General features: G+C 65.3%; 9 protein-coding genes. 3 read left to right on the top strand and 6 right to left on the bottom strand.

Going from position 1 to position 20,285, the window contains the following annotated elements; genetic code table 11:
• Nucleotides 1-492, top strand: coding sequence for an MgtC/SapB family protein (locus SLG_RS02120; RefSeq protein ID WP_014074757.1), 492 nt, complete (start codon nt 1-3; stop codon nt 490-492).
• Nucleotides 492-2,999 carry a DNA ligase D gene (gene ligD, locus SLG_RS02115; protein ID WP_014074756.1) on the top strand — a complete coding sequence of 836 codons (2,508 nt, stop codon included), beginning with the start codon at nt 492-494 and terminating at the stop codon, nt 2,997-2,999. Before SLG_RS02120 ends, ligD begins: the two co-directional genes overlap by 1 nt.
• Before the next feature lie 342 nt (nt 3,000-3,341).
• Here ligD and SLG_RS02110 read toward each other — a convergent pair whose 3' ends face one another.
• From SLG_RS02110 to SLG_RS02095, 4 genes are all read right to left on the bottom strand, one after another.
• Nucleotides 3,342-3,854: a hemerythrin domain-containing protein gene (locus tag SLG_RS02110; RefSeq protein WP_041392409.1), complete on the bottom strand. Its 513-nt coding sequence runs from the start codon at nt 3,852-3,854 to the stop codon at nt 3,342-3,344.
• Between the two features lie 86 nt (nt 3,855-3,940).
• A complete protein-coding gene (locus tag SLG_RS02105) occupies nt 3,941-4,444 on the bottom strand; it encodes a CinA family protein (protein WP_014074754.1) in 504 nt (167 codons plus the stop codon).
• A 219-nt stretch (nt 4,445-4,663) separates the two neighbouring features.
• Nucleotides 4,664-5,791 (bottom strand): pyridoxal phosphate-dependent aminotransferase, encoded by a 1,128-nt coding sequence (locus SLG_RS02100; RefSeq protein WP_014074753.1) that lies wholly within the window; start codon nt 5,789-5,791, stop codon nt 4,664-4,666.
• Between the two features lie 36 nt (nt 5,792-5,827).
• Nucleotides 5,828-6,658, bottom strand: coding sequence for a sulfite exporter TauE/SafE family protein (locus tag SLG_RS02095; RefSeq protein WP_014074752.1), 831 nt, complete (start codon nt 6,656-6,658; stop codon nt 5,828-5,830).
• A 338-nt stretch (nt 6,659-6,996) separates the two neighbouring features.
• Here SLG_RS02095 and SLG_RS02090 point away from each other — a divergent pair, with 338 nt between their 5' ends.
• On the top strand, nt 6,997-9,279 hold the full coding sequence (locus SLG_RS02090; RefSeq protein ID WP_014074751.1) for an FdhF/YdeP family oxidoreductase: 2,283 nt from the start codon (nt 6,997-6,999) through the stop codon (nt 9,277-9,279).
• 139 nt (nt 9,280-9,418) lie between these two features.
• On the opposite strand, the gene SLG_RS02085 is transcribed toward SLG_RS02090, so the two are convergent.
• Both SLG_RS02085 and SLG_RS02080 read right to left on the bottom strand, forming a co-directional pair.
• On the bottom strand, nt 9,419-9,748 hold the full coding sequence (locus SLG_RS02085; RefSeq protein WP_014074750.1) for a hypothetical protein: 330 nt from the start codon (nt 9,746-9,748) through the stop codon (nt 9,419-9,421).
• 477 nt (nt 9,749-10,225) lie between these two features.
• Nucleotides 10,226-20,137, bottom strand: coding sequence for an autotransporter-associated beta strand repeat-containing protein (locus tag SLG_RS02080; protein WP_014074749.1), 9,912 nt, complete (start codon nt 20,135-20,137; stop codon nt 10,226-10,228).
• Nucleotides 20,138-20,285: the final 148 nt, after the last annotated feature.

Genomic DNA, 20,285 nt, shown 5'->3' with positions numbered 1-20,285 from the left:
ATGGTCCTCAATCCTGCCGTCCCGCTGCACTGGATCGACACCGACGTGGTGTTCCGGCTGGGGCTGGCGGCGGTGCTCGGACTGCTCCTCGGGCTCGACAGGGAGCTGAAAGGCCATAGCGCGGGGCTGCGCACGCACGGCATCGTATGCTTCACTGCCGCTGTGATGACCGTCTCCGCCATTGCTCTCTATCACCAGCTCGCCACCGAGGGGACGCGGATGGATCCGCTGCGCATCTTCGAGGGGACCGGCACCTTCGTCGGCATCATCGCGGCGGGCCTCATCGTGGTGAGCAAGGGCGAGGTGCGCAATCTCACCACCGCGGTGCACATCTGGCTGGCGGCGATCATCGGCATCGCCTGCGGCGCCGGGCAATGGCCGCTGGTGCTGGTCGCCGCGCTGGTGGCGGTCGTCATGCTCACCGTGCTCGGCGTGGCCGAGGAGCGCTGGCTCAAGCACCGCGATCGCGGCTCCGGAATGGACGCCGAGTGATGGCGCGGACCGATCCGCTCGCCGCCTATAATGCGAAGCGCGACTTCGGGAAGACGCCGGAGCCGGCCGGCGAGGCCCGGCGCAGCGAAGGCGGCAATCTCTTCGTGGTGCAGAAGCACGACGCGACGCGCCTGCACTGGGACTTCCGCCTCGAGATGGATGGCGTGCTCAAGAGCTGGGCCGTGACGAAGGGGCCCAGCCTCGACCCCCATGACAAGCGGCTCGCCGTGCGCACCGAGGACCATCCGCTTTCCTACGCGCAGTTCGAGGGCGGCATTCCCGAGGGGGAATATGGCGGCGGCACGGTGATGCTCTGGGATCAGGGCGTCTGGGCGCCGATCAAGGGCAAGAGCGCGAAGGACATCGAGAAGGGCCATCTCCATTTCGAGCTCCATGGCGAGCGCATGAAGGGCGAATGGCTGCTGGTCCGCATGAAGCCCCGCCCGGGCGAGAAGCGCGAGAACTGGCTGCTGCGCAAGATCGACGATGCCGAAGCCGGCACCGGGGACATTCTGGTCGAGCGCGAACTGACCAGCGTGCTCACCGGCCGCACGATGGCGGAAATCGCTGCCGATCGCGAAGGCGTGCGCTCGCTCGCCGGCAAGCGGGGCAAGGCATTCAATGCCGTGATGGCCGACGCGGCGGCGCATAACCGCCAAACCGCCCGGGGGCCCGCTCGCCGCCAGAACAAGGACGCCCGGCTCCCGGGCTTCGAGGCCGTGCAACTCGCGACCCTCGTCGACACCGTGCCCACCGGCAACCAGTGGATGCACGAGATCAAGTTCGACGGCTATCGGGTGCTGGCGGCGGTCATGGGCGCGCAGGTGCGCCTGTTCACGCGCTCCGGCCTCGACTGGACCGAGAAATTCCCGCCGATCGCCGAGGCGCTGGCCGCGCTCGACCTGCCCGCCGCGCTGATCGACGGCGAAGTCGTGGCGCTGGACGGGCACGGCAATCCCAGCTTCTCCGCCTTGCAGGCCGCGCTCAAGGAAGGACGGGATGCGACACTCGCTTATTTCGCCTTCGATCTGCTCAGCCTTGCCGGCGAGGACCTGAAAGCCCTGCCAAACATCGAGCGCAAGGAGCGGCTCGAAGCGCTACTGCGCCAGGCGACGGCCCCCGTGCAGGTCGCCGATCATGTCATCGGCGCGGGCGAAGCGCTTTTCGAGACTTTGTGCAGCGCGGGGCAGGAAGGCATCATCGCCAAGCGGGTGGATGCGCCCTATCGCGGCAAGCGGACACACAACTGGCTCAAGATCAAATGCACGCGCCGGCAGGAATTCGTGATATTGGGCTGGACGAAGAGCGCGGCGCGCGGCCGCGCCTTCGCCTCGCTGCTGCTCGGGCAGCATGAAGACGGCAAGCTGGTCTACAAGGGCAAGGTCGGCACCGGATTCGACCGGGCGACGATGGAGGATCTGGCGAAGCGAATGGGCAGGCTCGCACGCGCCACCGCCCCGGCGGAGGTGCCGCGGAGCGAGGCCCGGGGCGCGCAATGGCTGAGCCCGAAGCTGGTGGGCGAGATCGCCTTTGCCGAATTCACGGCGGAAGGCCGCGTTCGCCACGGGAGCTTCCTCGGCCTGCGCAGCGACAAGGAGGCGAAAGACGTGACGCCCGAAACGCCTGCCGACACGCCGGAGCCGCGCAGCGACATCCGCATATCCAGTCCGGACCGCGTCGTCTTTCCCGAAAGCGGGCAAACCAAGGGAGAGCTTGCGGATTATTACCGCGCGATCGCGCCGCTGATGCTGCCGTTCGCGGCGGGCCGGCCGATCAGCCTCGTGCGCTGCCCGCAGGGACGGGCGCGGCACTGCTTCTTCCAGAAGCATGACAGCGGCTCGTTTGGCCCGCACGTCTCCCACGTCCCGATCCGCGAAAAGGACGGCGGGACCGAGGATTATCTCTACCTCACCGATGCGGACGGCATTCTCGCCTGCGTGCAGATGGGCACGATCGAGTTCCACGGCTGGGGCGCGAAGGCGGAGGATGTGGAGCAGCCCGACCGGATGATCTTCGACCTCGATCCCGACGAGGGCCTCGGGTTCGACGAAGTGAAGCGCGCCGCACGGGACATCCGGCGGCGACTCTCCGACCTGGGGCTGGTGAGCTTCGCGATGCTCTCCGGCGGCAAGGGCGTGCATGTGGTGGTGCCGCTGACGCCCGACCACGATTGGGAAACGCACAAGGACTTCTCAAAGCGCTTCGCCGAGGCGCTGAGCCTTGCCGAGCCGGACCGCTTCGTCGCGACGATGAGCAAGGCGAAGCGCAAGGGCCGCATCTTCATCGACTGGCTGCGCAACCAGCGCGGCAGCACGGCGGTGCTGCCCTATTCGGCCCGCGCCCGCGCCGGCGCGCCGGTCGCGATACCGATCAGCTGGGAAGAGCTGGACAAGATGAAGGACGCGCATCCTTTCAGCATCAGCGATGCCAAGACCCTCATGGACCGGGCGCGGGACAAGGCGTTGCAGGGCTGGGGGTTCGTCACGCAGAGCCTGCCGGACCACTGAGGCAGGTGGACAAATGAGGCAGGCGTGGACAAATTCCGAGGCGATGGCGGCGCGCTATATCTCGTCATTCACGACGTCGTCCCGGACTTGATCCGGGACCCAGCTGCCTTGACGATCGCCGGGTCGGGCAGTTCGAAGAACAGGAAGAAGCGGGATCCCGGATCGAGTCCGGGATGACGAAGGAAATTGGGGGAAAGCGCGCTTCCACCCCCTCAAAGTCCGCGAATTTGTCACGCCGCCTGGGGCGAGCATTCGGGTCGACGCGCTTCAGGTCCACAGGCGATTTCAACGGAAGGCGATGCCGGGGGCGGCGGGAAGCCCCGCCCTCCCCCGCGGCACCGATCAGGCAGGGACCACGTTGACGGCGCGCGGCTGGGCGGGGGGCAGTCCGTCGCTCTTGGCCTTGGCCATCAGCTCTTCCTTGAGCGCGAGCATCTGGTCGCGAAGCGCCACGAGATCGACGTCGGTCTTGCGGCACTGGGCGAACATGCCTTCGCTCTGCATCTCTTCCTCATGGACGTGATGCTTGATCTCCTCGGAAAGCACCTTGACCTTGGCGTCGTAGAAATCGTCCCCGGGAGAGCCGGCCTCGATGTCGTTGATGAGCAGCTTGGCGCCATCATGCTCGACATAGGCCTCATCCAGCGTGTCATCCTCGATCTTGCCGCGGAAGGCGGGATAGAAGATTTCCTCCTCGAGCAGCGTGTGAACCTTCAGTTCGACGCAGATCTCATGAGCGATGCTCTGCTTGCGATTGCTCGAGCGCGCCTTCTCGAATTCCTCGAAGAGCGTTTCGACCTTGCGATGGTCGGCCTTGAGCAGCGCGATGGCATCGGTGAATTGCGAAGTGGCCATGGGGATCATCTCCTTCGTGCGGACTGCTGCAAGAAGCCACAGCATGGGGCTGCGGTTCCCTGCGAACGACTCGCAGCAGCGCGCGTTCAGTCCAGTGCGTCGCGCATCATGCCGATCGCCATCCGCACGGTTTCCAGCCGGATGGCACTCCGGCCGCCATTGCCGAAATGGGCCTCGCGCAGCGTGGGTTCGCGGCCCCGGCGCACGCAGGCGAAATGCACCAGACCGGGTTCGTCGTCCGGCCCGGCAGCGCCGGCAAAGCCGGTCACCGCGAGCACGATGTCGGCGCGGCTGCGCGCCAGCGCGCCGATGGCCATGGCGCGAGCGACGGCGGCGCTGACCGCCCCCGCCTCGGCGATCAGCCCCGGGTCGACGCCGAGCATATCCGTCTTCGCTTCCTCGCTATAGGTCACGAACGCGCGCTCGAAAGCGTGGCTGCATCCTTCGACGTCCGTCAGCAACGCAGCGAGCAGCCCGCCGGTGCAGCTCTCGGCCGTCGCCAGCCTGAGGTCGCGCTCGCAGGCCTGCGCCAGCACGGCGCGCACGGCCCGCTCGAGATCGCCGGGCAAGCGATCGACAAGCAGTTCCATGTCCTTCAATTCTTCACGCGGCTCGGTCACGCGGCTCTCTTTCCCTGGCAGGCACGGCCGGAACGCACCGCGCGAGGCCCGCGACGGCGGGGAAAGGGGAACCGGCAGCTCCGCGCGGCGCTCCGCTGGCCATCAACATCTCCCTGCGAAGAAGCGATGCCCGGGCAACGCGCGAAGGCGCGAGTGGTTCAGGCCGGGCGAACGCACCCGGCCAGGGGATCAGGCCTGCACGAGTTCGGGCAGCGCCGCCGCATAGCGCTTCACATCCTCGATCCGGCCGGTCGACACGCGCGACCATTGCGTCCATTTGCCATAGGCGCCGCGGATCATGATGTTCCGATCCGCCATCGCGGTGCGCAGCCGGTCGGCATCCGCGACCTTCACGAACAGGAAATTGGCCTGCGAGGGCAGCACGTCCAGCCCCGCGCGCTTCGCCGCCTCCTGCATGATGCCGCGCGCTTCCACGATCTGCGCCTTGGAGGCCGCCATGAACGCCGTGTCATTATAGCTCGCGATCGCCGCCGCGAGCCCCATGGTATTGCCGCCGAAGCTCATGATGTGGCTGCGGATCTTCGCGGCCAGCTCGGGCGTGGTGATCGCGTAGCCGACACGCAGGCCAGCCATGCCGTAGATCTTGGAGAATGTACGGCACACGATGAGGTTCGCCCCGGCGCTCACCATATGAGCGACCGAGGCGGCCTCCGGCGCATCGGCCAGCTCATTATAGGCCTCGTCCACCAGCACGGTCGCCTGGGGCCCCACTTTCGTGACGAACGCGGCCATGGTAGCACCGTCGACCAGCATGCCAGTCGGATTGTTGGGATTGCACAGCTGCACCAGCTTCGTGTCGGGCGAGACCGCCGCGGCCATGCCATCGAGGTCGATGCTCATGTCCGCCTTCAGGGGCACGCGCACCACCCGGGCGCCCTGGTGCGCCGCATAATTGACGGTGGTGTCCCAGAACAGGTCCGGGCAGAGGATATGCCCGTCCCGCGCGAGTGCCAGCGCCGCCGCGTTCAGCACTTCCGTCGAACCCTCGCCCAGCACGACCTGCTCGGGCTGCACGTTGAAGCGCTCGGCGATCATCTCGGTCAGGACGCGCACGCCGACGTCCGAATAATAGCAGCTCTTTGCGGCTGCGGCCATCATGGCCTCGATCGCCTTCGGGCTGGGGCCGTAAGGATTCTCGTTGCGCGAGAGCTGCGCGACGCCGGCCGCCGGGCCGAAAAGCGTGGCTCCGGCCGGCGCGCTCGCCGCGCGCAGGATGGAAGGGGCGCCCCCCAGCGCCATTGCCGTGCCAAGGGATGCGGCGCCGAACAGGTGGCGCCGGGAAAGCTCGAATGTCATCGTCACAGTCCTTTCTTCACCAGAAAGCGCCCCCGCTCATGTCAGGCCATGCCGGACCATGAGTGCGCCGATACAAAGCAGGTAGATGCCGAAAATCTGGCGCAGCATCGCCGGGCTGAGCCGGTGCGCCGCCGCCGCGCCCCATGGCGCCGTGATGACCGAGGTCGCGATGATCGCGAGCGTCGCGGGAATGTTCACATAGCCCACGGAGCCAGCGGGAAGGCCGGGCATGCCAAGGCCGATGAGCATGAAGCCGATCATCCCCGGCAGCGCGATGATGAAGCCGATGCCCGCCGCGGTCGCGATCGAGCGGTGGATGGATTTGCCGCACAGTGTCATCACGATGATGGCGATGGTGCCGCCGCCAATGCCGAGCAGCGAGGAGAAGGCGCCAAGGCCCCCGGCGATGCCCGCGCGCGCATAGCCGGCCGGCAGCTCCGAGGCGATCTGGCGCCGGGCCAGCACGGGAAATAGGAAATGCAGCGCCATCAGCATCACGCCGCCACCGAAGATGAGCGCCAGCATGTCGCTGCTGATCCGCGCCGCCAGCATCACGCCCGCGCCCACGCCCAGCACGATCCAGATCGCCCAGCTGCGCAGCAGGTCGAAATCCACGGCGCCCTTGCGGGCATGGGCCTGCACCGAGCGGGCTGACGTCGCCACGATCGTCGCCAGCGACGTGCCGACCGCGACATGCGCCAGCTCGTCCTGCGCCGCGCCCAGCAGCGGCAGCACGGCGAACAAGGCGGGCACGACCACGAACCCGCCCCCGATCCCGAAAAGGCCCGCCGCGAAACCGGCCAGCAACCCCGCGCCGAGCATCATCAGCGCCGGGACGAGCCAGCTCATGACGAGCGCCTCGGTCATGGCCGCGCGGCTCGCCGGGAAGGCGTCGTCCGGAATGGCACTGTCAGGGCGCGATATAAGGTCGTCAGCTGCTGGGCCTCCCGATGGCCACGGCGGTCAGCCGCTGCCGCTTTCAGAGCACCGTCAGAACATCCCCCTCCGCCGGCCATTCCCGGCGCCAGCAAGCTGCGGCGCATGGGGGGCGCTGTCAAGGGGGCTGCCAGGCCGGCCAGCGACCGGACGTTTCCGGAATCGCGCGGGAACATCGCGCCCGCGTGGCCGTTAGCCCCATATCCGCCAGCCACATATTCCGGTCGCGGCATCCCCGCCATGACCTCGGCCGCAACGGAGGGAGCAGGATGAGCGACAGCAATGACGAAACGGTCGGCTATGACGGCCCCGCCGGCGGGTGGGGCTCGCTCCAGGGCATCGCGCGGATATTCGGCAAGGAGATGGATTCGCCCGCCGTGCTGGAAACGCTGCGGCGGCAGAACAAGCCGGGCGGGTTCATGTGTGTCTCCTGCGCCTGGGGCAAGCCCGCCAAACCACATCCCTTCGAATTCTGCGAAAACGGCGCCAAGGCGACGCTATGGGAAGCGACCAGCCGCCGCTGCACGCCGGACTTCTTCGCGGAGCATAGCGTCTCGGAACTGCAGGGCTGGACGGACCATGCGCTGGAGCAGCAAGGCCGCCTCACTCATCCGATGCGCTATGACCGCGCCAGCGACCGCTATGTCCCGACCAGCTGGCAGGAGGCCTTTGACGCCATCGGGGCCGAGCTGCAGGCGCTCGATCCCCGATCGACCGTCTTCTATGCCTCTGGCCGCGCCAGCCTGGAAACCGCTTATCTCTACGCCCTGTTTGCAAGGCTCTATGGCCACAACAATCTGCCGGACAGTTCCAACATGTGCCACGAGACGACCTCGGTCGGGCTCAAGAAAGTGATCGGCTCGCCGGTCGGCACCTGCGTCCTCTCCGATTTCGAGCTGTGCGACGCCATTTTCTTCTTCGGCCAGAATACCGGCTCCAACAGCCCCCGCTTCCTCCACCCGCTCCAGGAGGCCGTGCAGAGAGGCTGCCGGATCGTCACATTCAATCCCGTGCGGGAAAGAGGATCGATCGCGTTCCGAAATCCCCAGAGCCCCGCGGAAATGCTGACCGGGAAGGACACGCCGATCTCGGAGCTCTATTTCCAGGTGAAACCGGGCGGCGACCTCGCGGCGATCATGGGCCTGTGCAAGCATGTGCTCGAGCGGGAAGCCCGGCAATGGGCCAGCGAGCAGCGCCATCTCATCGACGTGGATTTCATCGCGCAGCACACGCAGGATTTTGACGGGTTCCGCCAGTGCGTCGAGCAGACCGGCTGGGAAGAGATCGAGCGGGAATCCGGTCTTTCGCGCGCGGATCTGGCGGCGGCAGGCGACATCTATTGCGAGGCGCGCACGGTGATCGGCGTCTATGGCATGGGCGTCACGCAGCATGTCCATGGCTCGCAGACCATCGGCATGCTGGTGAACCTGCTCATGCTGCGCGGCAATCTCGGCAAGGAAGGCGCCGGCATCTCGCCGGTTCGCGGCCATTCCAACGTGCAGGGCCAGCGTACGGTCGGCATTGCCGAAAAGCCCGAGCTGGTGCCGCTGGATGCACTGAAGAAACTATTCGGCTTCCACCCGCCGACAGAGAAGGGCATGAACACGGTCGAGGCGTGCGAGGGCATCATCGCGGGCCGGGTGAAGGCATTCATCGGGCTGGGCGGCAATTTCGTGCGCGCCATTCCCGAACGCGCCAGGATGGAGAAGGCGTGGACCGGAATGCGCCTCACGGTGCAGATCGCCACCCGGCTCAACCGCAGCCACCTCGTCAATGGCGAGGTCGCTTATCTCCTGCCCTGTCTCGGGCGCTCCGAGGAGGACATGCAGGCCAGCGGCCCCCAGACAGTGACGATGGAGGACAGCCTCTCCTGCATTCACGGGTCGGTCGGCAAGCGCAAGCCGGCCAGCGAGCATCTGCTTTCCGAGCTGGCGATCGTCGCCGGGCTGGCCAAGGCCACGCTTCCGCCGAACCCCAAGGTCCGATGGGACGAATGGACCGGCGACTATGGCAAGGTCCGCGACCTGATCGAAGCCACCTATCCCGACCAGTTCGCCGATTTCAGCAAGCGCATGTTCACGCCCGGCGGCTTCTACCGGGGCAACAAGGCGCGCGAGCGGATCTGGGCCACCGAGAGCGGCAAGGCCGAGTTCACTCTGCCCACGACGCTCCGCGCTTGCGGCTTCGAAGATGCGCCGGGCCGCTACCGCCTCATCACGCTGCGCTCGAACGACCAGTTCAACACCACCATCTATGGCTATTCCGACCGGATGCGGGGCGTGGAAGGCACGCGCGACGTGCTGCTGATGAACCCGGACGAGATCGCGCGCGCGGGGCTGGAAAGCGGGCAACTGGTCGCGCTGGTCAGCGATGCCGGGGATGGCGAGCATCGGGAAGTCGGCGGCCTGGTCGTCACACCCTTCTCGCTGCCGGACGGCTGCGTGGCAGCTTATTATCCCGAGATGAACCCGCTGATCGCCCTGTCCCACCATGACCAGCTCTCGAAGACCCCGGCGTCCAAGTCGGTGCCGGTGCGCATCCGGGCGGAATAAGGCGCCGGAGAGGGAGCAACCCGGGGATGCGATCTCGCCTTCCGGACGCAATGGTCGCGGCGCTGTCGGTTGCACACTGGCCCCCGGGATCGCCCCGGAGGCCAGTGGGATTCATAGCGGGATCAGGAGGGTTTGGGGGCTAATTGGCGACGCGCACCCGGTCCGCCTTGCCGAACGCGCTGTCGAGCCGGGCCACCAGCTTGGCGAGCGCGCCGCCCAGCGCCTCCAGGGGTTCGCGCGCCTTATGGGAAACGGCGAGCGGCTGCCCGCCGGCCGGCCGCGCCTCAAGCATCGCCTCAAGGCCATCGGCGGTTCTCGTCTGCGGGCCGTCATGATCGCGAAGATGAAGCTCCACGCGCGTCAGCCGCCTGGAGAAGCGATCCAGCCGCGACCGGATCTGGTCCTCCGCGGTCTGGACGTTGTCCGAGCGGAAATCCGTCACATTGTCGCTGTTGATCTGCACGTCCATCACTGCACCTCGTGGCTGTTGTCAAACCGGGCGGCTTTCGGCCAGGGGAACGCCATGATCGGCCGGCCGGCTTGCTGCTGCGCGCCGAAGGCGTCGGGCGCGGGTTTCGCTCCGTATTCCGGTCATGCCGTCCTTTCCAAGCTGAAAACCTCTTCCTTGTTAACGGCCCTCCCGGCTTCTGGTTTCGTCCGCGCGCGACAAGACGCGCGTGGCGGCAGGATGGCTGCTTTCAGCGAGGCCGGGATCATTTCGGGAAGGGGAGGAGCCGGATCGGCCACCGAAGCTGCCACGCTCTTTCGCGGCTGGGTCAGGACGGGACCAGATGTTTGTCATGACCCGGCGGGCCCCTGCTCCAGCAGGGCCGAAGCCATCATCAACAGCGCAAAAGGATCAAATGGAGGGCCATCGAACGCCGGCGACAGGGGGCCAACGAGGAGGCGCGACTCAAGCCGCGCCTCCTGGAACAAGCGACTGATCTCAGAAGCTGTAAGAGAAGCCCAGCTTCACGCCATGGTCCTTCCACTGGTCACCAATATTGCCGACATAAGTAGCGCCGATCGATCCGCCGGGCAGGATGTTAGCCTGGAGGCCACCCTCGATGCGCAGCGTGTCGCGCGTGGTCGGCAGGCCGGCTATGGAGAACGCCTGCCCGGTGGGGAGGATATGCCGGCTGGTCGCATCGGTATCGCCAAAGCTGCGCAGCCATGCGGCCGAGACGCGAGGCGCAAGCACGGCGCTCTCGCTGATCGGCATCACGCTGCCCAGGCGCAGGCCCAGCGTCGTGTAGGTGACGCTGCGAGTGCTCTCCTCGACGCCCAGCGCTGTGAGGGCGCTGCCGCTCTCGGCAAAGGCGTCGCTCTTGAGATGGACATGGTTCACCCCGGCGAAGGGCTCGATGCTCGCCCCGCCCATGGCGAAAGCCAGGCTCACTTCCCCAAAGGCCGTGACGCTCCTGGCGTCATAGCTGCCCGAGAGCGCATCGTTCACGCCCGGGAACACCACCTTGCGGCTGCCGTCGACATCGAGCCAGCTGTAGCTCGCGCCGATCCGCGTGCGCAGCGGGCCCCAGCCACCGCCGGCATAAGCCGCCACGCTAGTGCCCTTGACCGTCGCTTCGCTGCTTCGGCCATCTACGCGGACCTTGTCCTCGCTCTGGCTCACCGCCACGCCCAGGCGCCAGTCGCCCAGCATCGTATCGAGGCCGGTGATGAAGCCAAAGCTGCTCTGCGTGGCCTTCACGGCATTGCCGTTGCTCTTGAGCATGTTCCATGTGCCGATGCCCTGGCCCCAGACGGCGGTTTGCCCGTCGCGGGTCTGGCGCGCGGCGCTGCGGGCCGAGGCCAGCGAGGCGCTGAGGCTGTCCGCCTGATCCAGACGGCCGATCACCATGTCCCCCATGCGGCGGCTGCGGTCGATCATCAGCGTGCCAGTGGTCGCCCAGATTTCGCCGGAGAGCGCATCGAAGGCCCGTACCGCCCCCTCTTCCTCGATCTGCCCGGCTACCGCGCGCGGCAGGCTCGCCTCCTGATCGCTTGCATCGAGGGCCGAGGCCACGGCGATCTGGTTGGACGTGGCGGCAACGCTCGCAAAAGTGCGATCGTTGCGGACCAGCGTGAGCGTGACGTTGTTGGGGTCATAGCTCAGATACGGCGTCAGGAATGGCAGGTCGACGTCCGTATCATCGAACGTGCCGGTCACGCCGCCGGCTGCGCTGATGATGACATAGTCGCTGGAGAAGCGGTAGTTGCCCGCTGCCGTCAGCACGGAGACCGTGCCGCCCTCGATCGTCGCGGTGCCGCCGACGAGCAGCTTGTCGCTCTCGCCATCGGCATTGACCTCGACCTCGTAGACCGATCCGGTCTCGAAGACGACATTGCCGGACGCGGTGAGTGTGCCGATCGAGTTGCCCGGCATCAGCGTGCCGCCAGCGGTCACGACGATGTTGTCGACCCTACCCGCGCCGCCAAGACCCGCGTCTTCGCCGACTGTGATCGTTCCGCCCAGCGAGCCGTTGACGCGTGCGACGATCTCTTGCAGCCACAGATCGCCATTGAAGCCGCTAAAGCTCTGGCCGGTCAGGTAAATGGTAGGCGGGAGGCCCGCTTGCGGCCCTTGCATGACGATCATTCCGCCGCCCTGAAACACGCCGCCAAAGGCCGTGTTCTCGGTCTGATTGACGGTCAGCGTGCTGGTCCCGATGTTGAGCGTGCCGCCGGTGCCGCTCAGGCCGGCGACGGTCTGGTCGGTGCCGCTCAGGTCGAACTCGCCGTCATTGATGACAAGATCGGTGGCACTGTCGAGTTGCGCCAGCAGCCTGATCTTGCCGCCCTCCACAACAGTCGAGCCGGTATAACCATAATCGCCCGAGAGCAGCAGCGTGCCACTGCCCCGCTTGACAAGCCCGCCACTGCCCGAGAGCGCGCCGGCATAGTCATAATCGCCAAGCTGGTTGAAGATCAACGTGCCGTCATTCACCGTGCTGGCAATCAGGTCACCACTGGTCACGCCGTCGCCGACGATCATCGTGCCCTGCGCATTGATGCGCAGGCTGCCGGCAAGCGACCCGGTGAGCAGCATGGAGCCGGCATCGATCTGCGTGGCGCCGGCAAAATCGCTGCCGTTGCCCGCAAGGATGAACTGTCCGGTGCCGGTCTTGTTGAAGGTGCCGCTGCCGGTCAGCGCACCATCATGGCTGACCGTGCCTGTCGTGCTGATCGTGGCGGTGCCCGTCGCAATCTCCAGCTCGCCAAGGCCCGCAAGGCTCGTCACCGTCCAGTCCGCATTGTCCAGCGTCAGCTTCGTGATATTGGAGAGGCCACCCTCAAGGCTGGATGCGCTGACCAAAACGTCAAGAATGCCCTCGCCGGTGCCGGCAATGTCGCCCTTTGCCGTGCTGCCGTCGGTGAGCAACAAGCCCACGATGCCAGTGCCTTCACCCGGACCGTGCGCCACGGAGAGCAGCGCGCCGCTATCGCTGGCGAGGTCGGTTCCCGCAAAGCTGAACCGCGCTAGGCTGTCGTCCGTCGAGGTCGCTGCCAGGGTCGATCCCGCGCTGCGGATGCTGCCGGCGGTCATGTCGATGATGCCGTTGTCCTCAATGCTTGCGCCGGCTGAACTGGCATCTCTGACGGTGATCTCGGTGCCGGTCAGGCTGATCGCGCCATTACCCCGTGTATTGAGGCCATCTGATCCCGCGCCGCTGGTCGTGACGCTGCCGCCAGTCACGGAGATCAACCCCGTGGAGGCAAACAGGCCGCGGGCGCCCTCACCCGAGGTTGCCACCGAACTGTCGGTCAGTTGAGCCTGTGAATTGCCGCCTACGGTAACCCCGGCCGACTGGGCCCCGCTGGTCGTGATCGCGCTGTTTGTAAGGGTCAGTTGGCCTTGGTATCTGACCAGTGTCCCCGTTGAGCTATTGCCGGTGGTTGCGATTGTGGAATTTGCGAATGTGCCGATGCCGGCAGCAACCACGATGCCCTGTGCCGAAGAGCCTTCCGTCAGGATTGTGATGTTATTTGCGACGATCTGACCGGCGGTGTATACATTCGCTCCTGCTGCAGAGTTCCCCAGTGTGTGGGCGGTCACATCCGAGACGGTCAGGATGCCGCCACCAGTCATGCCAGACTCCGAACCGCTCGCTGCCAAAGCCATGCTTTGGTAACCAGTGGTCGTGACCGATCCGCCCGTAACCGTGATGACACCGCCCACGGCCGCATAGATGCCATTTGCCTGATCGCCGGAGGTCGTGATGTTCACATTCTCGCCAGTGATGGTAGCGATCTGGTTGCCTGTCGAGCCGCTGTCCCGCTCCGCGAAGAGACCGTGCGAGCTCGTGCCATTCGCGCTGATGCTCGCATCCTTGAGCGTCACCGAGCCTGCCGCGTTGCTGTCAGCATTCGCATAGACACCACGTGCCTGCTCCCCCGAGGTCGAGATGGTCAGGCCTTCGGCGCTCACCGAGCCGCTGTTATAGGCAAAGATGCCGTTCGCGCGCTTGCCGGTCGCCGTGGCCGTGCCGCCGGTGATGGTGATGCTGCTGCCCTCATCCATCGCATAGGCAACGCCGGTCACATAGGCGCTGTTGTCCAGCATGGTCAGCGAGAGGTTGACGTCGGTCGCGGTGATCGATCCGCCATCCTTGGCCAGCAGCGCCCAGACGGCCGCCGGGCTCTCCTCATTGACGGTCGCCGAGACCGATCCGCCGTTCAGATCGATGGCCCCGTTGTTGCGGGCCACGACGGCCGCTGTCTGGGTGCCGGTGGTCTCGATCGTCGTATTGGTAGCACTAATCAGACTGCCTTCGCCATCAGAGACCAGCGCATCGGCAACCATGCCGGACGTGGAGATCGTGCTGTTCGCCAGGGTGATCCGTCCGCCATTGGCCGCATAGGCGGCGTAGGCATCCGTCCCCGTCGTTTGGACGGTGCTGCCACTGATATCCAGCACGCCGCCATCCCGCGCCAGTGCGCCGATCGCGGAATTGCCGATCGTCTTGATGCTGCTGTCAGCCAGCGTGAGCGTGTTGCCGGCCTCGACAATGACGCCGTACGTGCTGGCGCCTTTGACATCGAAGCTGGTGCCGGTGACCGAGGCGCTGCCCGAAACCAGATGGACGCCGGCCGATCCGGCAGCCGTGCCGACCCGGACCGATCCGCCGTTGATGGCAAGCGAGCCGCCATCGCTGACGCGATAGACCGTGTGATTGGCTCGCGCGCCGACATTGCTGACATTGAGCACGGAAGTCTGGCCTTCGACCGAGATGCCGGCGCCTTCACCGAGCAGCGCCACCAGCCCACCGCTCATGTTGACCGTGCCGTTCTCGATGATGAAGTGGCTGCCGCCCATTCCGCCGGTCAGGTTAGTGGTCCCCGATCCGGCGTGAATGATCTCGCCCTGACCGGTGATCGCTCCGCCATAGGTCCATTCGTCGCTACGGTCGAAGACGAGCGTGCCGTAATTGGTCGTGCCGGATGTGATGGATCCGCTTGTACCGCCATTACCGATGTGGACGACGGCGCCATTGCTGATGCCGAGCCCATTGGTGAAATCGCTTGCGCCCGTCAGGATCAGAATGCCGCCGTTGAGGTTCAGCCCGCCCTCGCCGGTAATGCTGCCGGAGAAGACATGCGAGGCGTTGTCGATCTGGAGCCCCGCGTTGCCCAGGACGACCGTGCCGTTGCCGGCAATGTCCTTGATCCGTGGCGCGCTTCCTTCGGTTACATCAAACGTGCCGTTGACGGTTACCAGGCTGGACTGGTTGATCCGGCCCTGATTTGAGAGCGCCAGCGTTGCCCCCGTGTCGATGATCGTGGCGCCGGTAAATGTGTTCATTCCGCTCAGCGTGATGACACCGCCCGCAACGGTCAGATCGCCTGTGCCGGAGATAACCCGGTTATGATGAAGCGCGTCCGAGCGGTCGAAAACCAGCGAACCGTTGTTCACGATGTCGGCGTTGAGCGAGCCGCTGGTGCCGCCATTGCCGATCTGCAGCGTGCCTTCGGTGCCGATGCTTGTAGAGACTGCATTGGTGGCGCTGGCGAGGATGAGCCTTCCGCCGTCGATGGCGAGGCTGCCCGCAAATGTGCTGTTGTCGCCGGAGAGCACAGTCGTGCCGGCGAACACATCCACATCACCGAACCCGGTAAGATTGGCCCCGAGCTCATAATCGGTGCTCGTATGGTTGAGGACGAGCCGGCTATTGCCGCTGCCGAGATGGATTTCATCGGCATTGATAGTGCCTGCTGCTGCCGCCGGCTGGCTTGCCAGCCCGCCGATGATCAGCGTGCCGGTTGACCCCGCGAGATAGCCCACCTTGATGGTCTGGGCCTCGATGTGAGCGCCATTCATCAAAGTGAGTTCGCCGGTTCCTTCTGCGCCGACGTAAAGGCCCTGCTCCGTCCTGATCGTGGAGCCAGCACCGGTCAGCAGCACGGTGCCGCTCGATCCGGCATCATTGCCGATGTAGAGACGAACGGCGTCGACCGTGCCGCCGTCCCAAACGTTCAGGAGTCCAGAACCCGAGAGGCCGACATTCAGGTAGCCCGCCCAGTTCGTGATGCCATCATCATAAGCGCTCCATGTGGAGCCGGCGCCGGTAACCGTCATTCTCCCGAATGAGGAATTGAGATTGCCCAGGGTCCCCTGAACCGCGCGGAGTGTACCGCCATCCGAGATGGTGGCCTCGGCTCGGGCAGTTGCCTCATTGCCCACGATGAAGACGCCGCTCATATCCCAGATGGACTCTGGGCCACTGACGGTGACGACGCCCTTCGAGCCAGCGACCGTGCCGACATAGCCATCGGTGCTGGTCACGCGGCCGCCATCGCTGATGTTGAGCGTGCCTTCGCCCACATTGCCGACATAGAGGCTGCCGTCATTGCTGAAGGTGCTGCCGGCGCCGGTGACATTGACCGTGCCTTTGCCTCCGGCTTCCCAGCCGATCACTGCGCCTTCCGAGCTGGCCGAGCCACCGTTGCTGACCGTCAGCGTGCCGTCGCCGGAGATGCCGACGCCAATCCGGCCGCTGCCGATCACGAGCGTGGAACCCGCGCCATCCACCGTGACGCTGCCGACCGTTTCCGTCTGCCCGCCGATCCGCATGGATTGTCCGGTCACATGACCGCCATTCTCGATGACGAGCGTGCCTTCGCTGCCAGACTGGCTGGCGACGTCGACCAGCGCCGTGGCGGCAAGCAGGGCGCCGTTCGACACGGTCACCGTCCCGGTGCCGTCATAGCCCACACGCATGTTGCCAGCGAAGCCTTCGCGGCCGAGCACGGTGTAGGTCGTGCCTTCGCCGGTGAGCGTCAGCTTGCCGCTCGAGCCGGTGTCGACGCCCAGGGCGCTGGTGTAGGATGTGACGGTCGCGCCACCCGAGACCGTCACGTCACCATGACCCACAGTGCCATTGCCGGTGCCGCCGATGAACAGCGGAATGCCGTTGGACCAGACGGTGTTCTCGCCATCGACGGTCATGGTGGCGACGGTTGTGCCGCTGCCGCCGATATAGCTGCCGTCAGTGGCCAGCAGCGCACCATCGGTGATCGAGACGGTGCCTTCGTCAACACTGAACCAGCCGTCCGCATCGTTCCAGCTTGCCGGCAGCTCGCTATGCAGCGTGCCGATCAGCAGCGATGAACCCTCGCCACTGACGCTGATAGAGCCGCCCGCGCCCATGTAGAGCCCGCCCAGAACCGTCTCGAACGATCCGCCGTCCGTGATGGCGAGCGAGCCGGTCGAGCCTCCGTCACGACTGATCTGGATGCCGCCGCTGCTGACCCAGGATGATCCTGCGCCATCGATCGTCACGCTGCCGTTGGTCCCACCCATGCCGATGGAGCCCGTGTTGGATTCGAGCACGCCGCCCTGCACGACCGAAAGATGCGCGCTTTCCACGCCGCCGACCGAGACATGGTCCGCTCCCAGTGTGCTTGTCACTTCGAAGCTGCCGCCGGATATGTCCAGCGTGCCGCTGAACGCACTTCCATTCCCCGAAAAGATCGTCTCGCCGGCCAATATGTTGATGACGCCAGCACCCGAAAGCCCTGTCGCCAGTTCATAACCGGCTTCATTGTGGTTCAGAACAAGGTTGCCAGTCCCATTGCCGAACTGGATCCCATATTCAGCCTCGATCGATCCCGCCGCTGCGGCGTCCTCGCCTGCCGCCGCGCCGATATTCAGCGTACCGGCAGATCCCGCTTCGAACGCCAGGGTAATGCCCCGGGTGCCATCGGCCTTCAAGGTCGCGCCATCGGACAATGTGACCGTACCGCTGCTTCCTGCGTAGGTACCCACCATGATGTAGGTGTTGCCTTGCACCTGCGTTCCGGCACCACTGAGATTGAGCGTGCCAGCGCCACCATCAACGAATCCGACAATCAGCTTGTCGCCTTGGATCTGACCGCCATCATCGACAGTGACATTACCCGTGCCATAGCTGCCGACGATGAAATTTTCAGTCGTGCTGACACTGCTGCCCATGCCCGACACCGTGAGACTGCCCTGGCCTCCAGCGGCAGCACCGAGCCTGATATCACCACTGCTCGCGGCGACAGTGGCGCCGTCCAGAACGGAAACCTGCCCTTGCCCTGACGTTGCGATCGCGAGGCCGGATTGGGTGATGTCCCAACGGGTATTTGCGCCGCTGATTGTAGCGGTGCCGATGCTGCCAGCATTGACACCGAGGCCACCGAACGACGTCTCAATCGTAGCACCCTCGGAAACGCTGAGTACTGCTGTGCCGCTCCCCGCGAGTTGGAGATTGCCTCCCTGGAGGCGGCTGTTCTCGCCTGAGATGGTGATCGTGCCTGCGCTGTCCGCGACGGAGCCGACCGTAATTACGGTCGAGGTCGTCACTGTGCCGCCCCCGGAGATCGACAGGGCGCCATCGCCATAGTAACCAACTGTCAGGAAATCCGCGTTGACGGCAGACCCGCTGCCCGTGACAGAAAGCGAACCGCTCTCGTCTGCCAAATAAGGGGCATAGCTGTTGGTGCTGTTACCAACGATGACGTTGGCAGCATTCAGCACGCCGCCATTCTGAACCGTTAGCATCGGCTCATCTGTTGAGCCAAGGAACACTATGCCCGCGGCCATGCTGTTTCCATCGAGCACGGTTTCGCCGCCTGTCAGGAACAGATTGCCGCTGAAGCTGCTGCTGTCACCCGTCAGCGTCAGGGTGCCGCTTCCGGCCTTGGTGAGTTTGCCACTGCCCGTGATTTGGCCAGCGTAGGTGCCGTCGGTGCCCTGGTTGAGCGTCAGACCGCCACCTGCGCCGATGTTCACCGAACCTTCAGACGTGCCAGTAACGCTGGCGATGCTGGCCGTCGTGCCTGCGAAATCGAGCGTGCCGCCATTCACGACGTAGGCCTGATCCACGCCGAAGGCTCCGCCAGTGTCAGCGGTCAGCGTGCCGGCTTCGACCGTCCAGCCCGTGGTGCCTTCGCCATTTAGTGTCCAGATGCTGTCGCCCGCCTTCACGAAGGCGTCGAAATCGCGATACTGGGCATCCGCGCCGATCGAACCGGCATTGAAGGAGGCGTTGTCCGCCCCGCCAAGCACCAGCGTGTTCGTGCCGTTGACGGGGTCGGCATCCTGCACCAAGCCGCTGATCGCAGAACCGGCATGCAGTTCGAGCGTCACGTCCCCCGAACCCATCACGATCGCAGAGCCGTTGCCATTGGTCGCAATGGTGCCGGAATTGACGATCCGGGTCGCCGCATCATTCGTGACGATGCCGTGATAACCCTCGATCGTGCCGCTGTTGGTAATCAGGACCGTGCCATCGATCGTGTCGAGGTCAACGCCTGCCGAAACGGCTGAGATGGTTCCAGTGTTCGTGAAGGACACGTCGCCGTCCGGCGTCCGGGCGCTGACGCCGATGCCGCCGGTGGCCGTGACGGCACCGGAATTGCTGATCGTGATGCTGCCGCCGCCGGGCTGCCCGCTGTCAAATCCCGCGATGGCAAGGATGCCGGACACACCTTCGGCCGAGCCGTCGTTGGCGATGCTGATGTCGCCAATCTGGGAGGCGCCCTGAATGGCTGGGCCGGACAGGGAGGTGGCACTCCCTTGAGCGCTGTTGACGACCTCCACCTCGCCATTGGGCGTCCAGGCCACCAGCCCCTGATTGTTGACGGAGCTGACCTCGCCGCTGTTCTCGATTCTTGCCAGGCCATTGTAATTGACCACGCGGATACCGGCAGCCTGCGCGCTGACCTTGCCGCTGTTGATGACCTCAACTTCCACAGGCTCGACATTGGTGTAGCCGCCATCGGCATAAATGCCGCGCTGGGTATAATCTGCCGGGTTGAGAGTTTCGGCGACCGTGATGTCGCCGCTGTTGTTGATGTGCACCGAGCCGCTGTTGGTGGTGGCGGAAATGCCGTTGGTGTCGGTGCCCGACACATTCAGTTCGGCTGCGCTGGTGATATCGATGTCACCGCCCACTTCGTTGCGGACCCACACACCGGCGAACCCGGCGCTGCTGGTGATCGAGACATCTTCGCCAAGCGAGATCGTGACCGTATTGCCGCCCTCATTGGCCGAGAACATGTTGATGCCGCCATAATCGGTCGCGTTGACGATCGAGTCCGTCACGGTCAGCGTTGAGGTCAGTGGCCCTTCCGCATTCGCATTGGCGTTGTAGTTGATGGTGCCGTCGGTCAGCTCAGCGCCCGTGACGGTGAGGCTCGTCTCGCCGCTCTCGGCACGGTATGTGATTGATGTGCCGCAGTTGAAGAACATGACATCGCCAGTCGTTTCGCACACGCTGGGCTCTGCCCAGGCCGGCGCACCGGCCAGCAGTCCTGCCAGTCCAACACTCGTGAAAAAGCCTGCCTTCAGAGACTTGCGGACGGTGCTGTTCTTTGTGCGATCCTCAACCTGCATTATCGTTCCCCTGTGCAATCGGTCTTCAAAGCGATGCAAAGGGCGAACCGGGGCGCAGCAGCGCATGGTCGTGTCGGAGGGAAAGCGCTGCCCGCGCTCGATGGCGGGTGCATGCCTGCGCGGAATGATAGCGCTCAGCCGGACTGTT

Origin of the sequence: Sphingobium sp. SYK-6 (assembly GCF_000283515.1) — a bacterium.
GTDB classification, from domain to species: Bacteria; Pseudomonadota; Alphaproteobacteria; order Sphingomonadales; family Sphingomonadaceae; genus Sphingobium; species Sphingobium lignivorans.
This window is presented reverse-complemented; position numbering and strand designations above follow the sequence as displayed.

Bases quoted from the DNA above. Each gene is read 5' to 3' on its own strand.
- SLG_RS02120 (WP_014074757.1), top strand. From the start codon at position 1: ATGGTCCTCAATCCTGCCGTCCCGCTGCACTGGATCGACACCGACGTG.
- ligD (WP_014074756.1), top strand. From the start codon at position 492: ATGGCGCGGACCGATCCGCTCGCCGCCTATAATGCGAAGCGCGACTTC.
- SLG_RS02110 (WP_041392409.1), bottom strand. From the start codon at position 3,854: ATGGCCACTTCGCAATTCACCGATGCCATCGCGCTGCTCAAGGCCGAC.
- SLG_RS02105 (WP_014074754.1), bottom strand. From the start codon at position 4,444: ATGGAACTGCTTGTCGATCGCTTGCCCGGCGATCTCGAGCGGGCCGTG.
- SLG_RS02100 (WP_014074753.1), bottom strand. From the start codon at position 5,791: ATGACATTCGAGCTTTCCCGGCGCCACCTGTTCGGCGCCGCATCCCTT.
- SLG_RS02095 (WP_014074752.1), bottom strand. From the start codon at position 6,658: ATGACCGAGGCGCTCGTCATGAGCTGGCTCGTCCCGGCGCTGATGATG.
- SLG_RS02090 (WP_014074751.1), top strand. From the start codon at position 6,997: ATGAGCGACAGCAATGACGAAACGGTCGGCTATGACGGCCCCGCCGGC.
- SLG_RS02085 (WP_014074750.1), bottom strand. From the start codon at position 9,748: ATGGACGTGCAGATCAACAGCGACAATGTGACGGATTTCCGCTCGGAC.
- SLG_RS02080 (WP_014074749.1), bottom strand. From the start codon at position 20,137: ATGCAGGTTGAGGATCGCACAAAGAACAGCACCGTCCGCAAGTCTCTG.